This window comes from Streptomyces sp. NPDC002784, from assembly GCF_053592135.1.
On the sequence record NZ_JBSFVD010000079.1, the window covers coordinates 1 to 5,972 of the forward strand.

The following is a 5,972-nucleotide window of genomic DNA, read 5'->3' on the forward strand; positions in this document are numbered from 1 at the left end:
GCGAGAGCGAGGCCGGCGGCGAGCGCCGCCAGCCGGCTCAGTCTTGCTGCGGGCATGACGAGATCCTCATTCCGTTGCTGGGGAAGCAGCGCCCGCGGGCGCTGGACCTGCCGCTCGCCTGCGCCCGCCCGACGGGCGAGGAGCAGGGCTGAAGGCAGGTGCACGAAGGCCGGGAGCACCGGCGTCCGGCTGCTTGTGGTGCTGCCAGCTGGTTCGGTCACGGGTGACCGGGCCGCGCGTCGGCTGGAGCGGCTGCGCGGCTTGTCGCGAGGGGACCTCCCTTCGAACCGGTGCGGGATGCGTGAGAGGCATGCGGTCGTCCCGGGGACCGGGACGGGACATGTCTCGGTGATCACCCGAGCCGGGCCGCGCCCGTGGTTGCGGGGCAGGCGGGCGGAGCAGGCGGGCAGCGTCGGGCCGGCGGTGCGTGCAGCCGTACGTTGCCGTTCTGCGGTCGCCGGATAACGTCGCGTCATTTCTTCGCGGTGTCAATGAAATGGACAAGATCTCGTCCACAGTTCGGTCGGACAGTGCCGTGGCGGGGGCAGTAAGCGGCACAAAAGCCCCGCGAATCCCCTCAAGGGGTCGGGATCACGGTTGCGTAACGCGAAGTTTTCTTCCTTGACGCACGAAATAGAGGGGGTCAGACTCCTGTCATCCGTAGTCGGCCGCACTCATCGCAGTCCGACCACGGTTCGGCACCGGACCGACCGACTTCCTTCCAGCCGATCACTGCTTCGGAGGCATGTGTGATGACCCCGTCCAAGATCCGTTTCTCGGAGCTTGTCGGTGAGCAGACCCGCGCGGAGATCTTCGCGACCGTGCTCACCGCGGGGCCCATCTCCCGCACCCAGCTCGCCCAGCGGCTCGGGCTGGTGCCGTCCAGCGTGACGCGTATGCTTCCGCCGCTGCTGGAGCACGACTACCTCCGCGAGCTCGACACCGCCCCCCAGGGGCGGGGCAGGCCGCAGAAGATGCTCCAGGTCAACCCGGACAAGCACATCGTGGTCGGCGTCAAGATAGGACCGGCCCAGGTCTCCGGAGTGGTCACCGACATGGCCGCGGGCGTCCTGGCGCGCGCAGAGCAGCCGATCGCCGACTGCACCCCGGAAACCGCCCTGTCCGCCGTCGCCGACCTGACCCGGCGACTCCTGGCGGAGGCGCCCGAGGGCGCTGACAGGGTGCTGGGACTGGGGGTCGGGGTCAGTGGTCACGTCGACTCCAGTGCCGGAGTCTGCCGTTACTCCGCCCTGCTGGACTGGAACAAGGTCGATGTGGCCGGGCCGCTGCGTGCGGCCACAGGACTTCCCGTCGTCGTGAACAACGACGTCAACACCCTTGTGGTGGCCGAGCGTTGGTTCGGTCAGGGGCGGGACGTCGACTCCTTCGCCGTCGTCACCGTCGGTCCGGGCATCGGCTGCGGACTGCTCCTCGACGGCGCTCTGTTCTCCGGCGCCACCGGACTGGCCGGCGAGCTCGGCCACCTGCCTCTGGACCCGACGGGACCCATGTGCAGCTGCGGCCGCCGTGGCTGCCTGGAAGCCCTCGCCGGCGACCGCGCCGTCCTGCGTCACCTCCAGGACGCGGGAGTCTCCTGTGCGGGGATCACCGAGGCGATGGAGCTGGCCCGCTCGGGCACCGGCTCGGCGCGGACCGTGGCCCGATCCGCCTTCACCGAGGCCGGAACCGCCCTCGGCAGGGGACTGGCGGGCATGTGCAATCTGCTGAACCTCCAGAAAATCATCATCGCCGGTGAGGGTGCGGTGGCCCACGACCTGTTCGGACCCGCCATGTCCCAGGCCCTGCAAGCCCACGCCTTCTCCACGGCCGCCCACGACTGCGACATCCACGTCGACCCCGTGCACCACGACCTCTGGGCCCGGGGCGCCGCCTGCCTCGTGATCCAGGACGCGGTCGGCGCGGCGCTGTCCTGACCCGGCTCAGCTCCACGACAACCAGTACCCGAGACACATGACGAGGTTTTGACGTGCCCGAAAACGTGGCCGGTCCCGCCGACTCCTGGTGGAGCAACGCGGTGGTCTACCAGATCTATCCCCGCAGCTTCGCCGACTCCGACGCGGACGGCGTCGGGGACCTCCAAGGCGTCATCGAGCGCCTGGACTACCTGTCGCAGCTCGGCGTCGACGTGCTGTGGCTCTCCCCGGTGTACCCCTCGCCGCATGACGACAACGGCTACGACATCAGCGACTACCAGGACATCGACCCGCTGTTCGGCACGCTCGCCGACTTCGAGCGACTGCTGGCCGGCGTCCATGAGCGCGGCATGAAGCTGGTCATGGACCTGGTCGTCAACCACACCAGTGACGAGCACCCCTGGTTCACCGCCTCCCGTGACGGCGGCCCGGGCGGTGACAAGCGCGACTGGTACATCTGGCGCCCGGCACGCGAGGGCATGGAGCCCGGCACGCCCGGCGCGGAGCCCAACAACTGGGGCTCGTTCTTCTCCGGCCCGGCATGGACGTACGACAAGGCGAGCGGGGAGTACTACCTGCACCTGTTCTCCCGCAAGCAACCCGACCTCAACTGGGACAACCCCGAGGTCCGGCAGGCGGTGTACGCCATGATGCGCTGGTGGCTGGAGCGGGGCGTCGACGGTTTCCGCATGGACGTCATCAACCTCATCTCCAAGGCGGACGGCCTGCCCGACGGGCCGGTGCACGAGGGCAGCCGCCACGGAGACGGCAGCGCCCACTACATCTGCGGCCCCCGCGTCCACGAGTACATCGCGGAGATGCACCGTGAGGTCTTCGACGGCCATCCGCGTCCGCTGCTGACCGTCGGCGAGATGCCCGGTGTGACGGTCGAGGAAGCACGGCTGTTCACCGACCCCGCCCGCCGCGAACTCGACATGGTCTTCCAGTTCGAGCACGTCGGGCTCGATCAGGGTCCCGGCGGCAAGTTCGACGTCCGGTCTCTGAAGCTCACCGACCTCAAGGCCAGCCTGGGCCGTTGGCAGGCCGGCCTCGGGGGGACCGGCTGGAACAGCCTGTACTTCAGCAACCACGACCAGCCCCGGGTGGTCTCCCGGTTCGGTGACGACAGCCCGGCCTACCGCGACCGGTCGGCCAAGCTGCTGGCCACCGTGCTGCACCTGCACCGCGGCACCCCGTTCGTCTACCAGGGCGAAGAACTCGCGATGGCCAACGCCCCGTTCGCCTCCATCGACGACTTCCGCGACATCGAGTCCCTCAACCACTACCGCGACCAGCTCGCCCTCGGCGCCGAGGAGACACACATCCTCGAAGGGCTGCGACACCGCAGCCGCGACAACGCCCGCACCCCGATGCAGTGGGACGCCACCGCACACGGCGGCTTCACCACCGGCACCCCGTGGATCGCCGTCAACCCCGACCACGTCGACATCAACGCCGAGGCACAGCTCGCCGATCCCGACTCGGTCTTCCACTACTACCGGCGCCTGATCGCATTGCGCCACACCGAGCCCGCCATCACCCACGGCGACTTCCACCTGCTCCACCCCGAGCACGAGCAGCTCTACGCCTTCACCCGGCACGACGCCGCCTCCGGCACCGAGCTGCTGGTGATCGCCAACTTCGGGGCGGGCGACCTCACCATCGGCCTGCCCCACGGCTGGGAGGACAGCGACACGCTCATCGCCAACCTTCCGGCCGCCTCACCTCTCACGAGCACCTACACCCTGCGCCCGTGGGAAGCCCGCGTCCACCGCCGCCGCACCGCCTGACCCGCCCGCCCTTGCCGCAACGACGCACACCAAGGAACCAGCCATGAACAACCCGCGCACCCGCACCGCCCGCGGAAGAACCCTTCTCCTGGCGGCCTCCACCCTCGCCCTGCTGGCCCCGCTGACCGCCTGCGGCGGCTCCGACACCGGCACGGGCGACGGCAAGACGCTGCGGCTGTGGCACTACGAGCAGCAGGACGGCGCCCTGAGCGAGGCCTGGGACGCTGCCATCGCCGAGTTCAAGAAGACCCACCCGGACGTCAAGGTCGTCTTCGAGCGCAAGACGTTCGAGCAGATCCAGCAGAACGCCGGGATGATCCTCAACTCCGACAAGGCGCCCGACGTCATGGAGTACAACAAGGGCAACGCCACCACCGGCCTGCTCGCCAAGCAGGGCCTGCTCAGCGACCTCACCCCCCTCGTGAAGGAACACGGCTGGGACACGGCGATCAGCGAGCGGGCGTCCGTCACCGCCCGCTACGACGCCAAGGGCGAGATGGGCGGCGACAAGTGGTACGGCGTGCCGAACTACGGCGAGTTCGTCCTCACCTACTACAACGACGACCTGTTCAAGAAGCACGGCATAGCCAAGCCCACCGACTTCAAGAGCTTCGAGGCCGCGCTGGCCAAGTTCAAGGCCGCCGGCGTCACACCGCTCGCCAACGCCGGCAACGACCACCCCGCCGGCCACTGGCTCTACCTGCTGGCCGTGTCCAGGGCCACGGACGCCTGGGTCGACGACTACCAGCTCTACAAGGGCAAGGTCGATTTCCACGGCCCCGAGATGACGTACGCGGTGAACAAGTACCAGGAGTGGCTGAAGAAGGGCTACTTCGAGAAGAAGGACGTCGGCCTCAAGGGCAGTGACATGACCGAGCAGTTCGTCTCGCAGAAGCGGCCCATCATGGTCGGCGGAAACTGGTGGTTCGGCGGACTCAGCACCGACATCAAGGACTTCTCCTGGTCCACCGCCCCCTACCCGGGCGGCGAGAAGACGCTCGGCTCCGGCGGCAACCACTGGGTCATCCCCACGAAGGCGAAGAACAAGCAGCTCGCCGAGGACTTCATCGCCATCACCATGTCCGACGAGATCCAGAAGCTGATCGGCGAAGAAGGCAGCGTCCCCCTCACCGCCAAGGCCGGCACCATCGGCAACGCCAAGGCGAAGGAGCTGATCACCGCCTTCGACAGCTACGAGACCAACAACGGCCTGGCCTTCTACCCGGACTGGCCCGTGACCGGCTACTACGACACGTGGCTGGCAGCCACCCAGAACCTGATGAACGGCGGCAAGCCCGACACGGTCCTCGATGAACTCGCGGCCCCCTACGACAAGTACGTCGCCGGCCGGTCCTAGCAGTACCGCGGCCGTAGACCCCTCCGGCTGCAACCCCCGCATCCGACGGGACGGCCCGCCGCGCGAAGCGGACCCCGATCCCCTCGATGCCGCGCCGTACAGGGGACGGCGCCCCGGTAGTCCGGAACGCCGTCCCGCCCACCTAGGAGCAACCGTGAAAACCACACGTCACCGGCGGTCCACGGGCTACGCCGTCTTCCTCGCACCGGGCCTGCTGCTCAGCCTGCTCTTCCTCGTCGTCCCGCTGGTGATGACCTTCTACTACAGCTTCACCACCTGGCAGGGCATCGGCACCCCCGCCTTCACCGGCCTGGACAACTACACCCGCCTCTTCCAGGACGCCGACTTCTGGGCCTCGTTCCGCAACATCGCCTTCGTCATCGTCGGCATCGCGATCGTGCCCACCGTACTGGGCCTGTTCCTGGCCGCCCTGCTCTTCGACTACATCGGCAAGAAGCACGGCGACGGAGTCGTCAGCGTCTTCCGCTCGGGCCTCTACCTGCCACAGGTCATCCCCGTCGCCGTCACCGGCCTGATGTGGGGCTGGATCCTCGCCCCCGAAGGCGCCGTCAACAGCATCCTCGACACCATCGGGCTCTCCTCGCTCGCCCAGAACTGGCTCGGCGACCCCGACCTCGCCCTGTGGATCGTCCTCGGCGTCCTGGTCTGGATGCAGCTCGGCTACCCGCTCGTGCTGTTCATGTCCGGCCTGCAGCGCATCGACCCCGAACTCTACGAAGCCGCCTCACTGGACGGGGCGAGCTGGTGGCAGCGCTTCACCCGCATCACCGTCCCCATCCTGCGGCCCGAGGTCTACGTCGTCCTGGTCACCACCACCATCGCCGGCCTGAAGGTCTTCGCCCAGATCTTCGTCCTCACCGGCGGCGGTCC

Annotated in this window: 4 protein-coding genes; all 4 read left to right on the plus strand. The window is 68.4% G+C overall.

Going from position 1 to position 5,972, the window contains the following annotated elements:
• Positions 1-752: 752 nt before the first annotated feature.
• Complete coding sequence (locus ACWD1Z_RS36200; protein WP_451124978.1) at positions 753-1,934, plus strand: ROK family protein; 1,182 nt, start codon at positions 753-755, stop codon at positions 1,932-1,934.
• Positions 1,935-1,987: 53 nt separating this feature from the next.
• Positions 1,988-3,724: an alpha-glucosidase gene (locus tag ACWD1Z_RS36205; RefSeq protein ID WP_451124980.1), complete on the plus strand. Its 1,737-nt coding sequence runs from the start codon at positions 1,988-1,990 to the stop codon at positions 3,722-3,724.
• Between the two features lie 43 nt (positions 3,725-3,767).
• Positions 3,768-5,081 (plus strand): extracellular solute-binding protein, encoded by a 1,314-nt coding sequence (locus tag ACWD1Z_RS36210; protein ID WP_451124982.1) that lies wholly within the window; start codon positions 3,768-3,770, stop codon positions 5,079-5,081.
• 154 nt (positions 5,082-5,235) lie between these two features.
• A partial coding sequence (locus tag ACWD1Z_RS36215; protein ID WP_451124984.1) for a carbohydrate ABC transporter permease occupies positions 5,236-5,972 on the plus strand: 737 nt, incomplete at its 3' end.

Bases quoted from the DNA above. Each gene is read 5' to 3' on its own strand.
- ACWD1Z_RS36210 (WP_451124982.1), top strand. From the start codon at position 3,768: ATGAACAACCCGCGCACCCGCACCGCCCGCGGAAGAACCCTTCTCCTG.
- ACWD1Z_RS36200 (WP_451124978.1), top strand. From the start codon at position 753: ATGACCCCGTCCAAGATCCGTTTCTCGGAGCTTGTCGGTGAGCAGACC.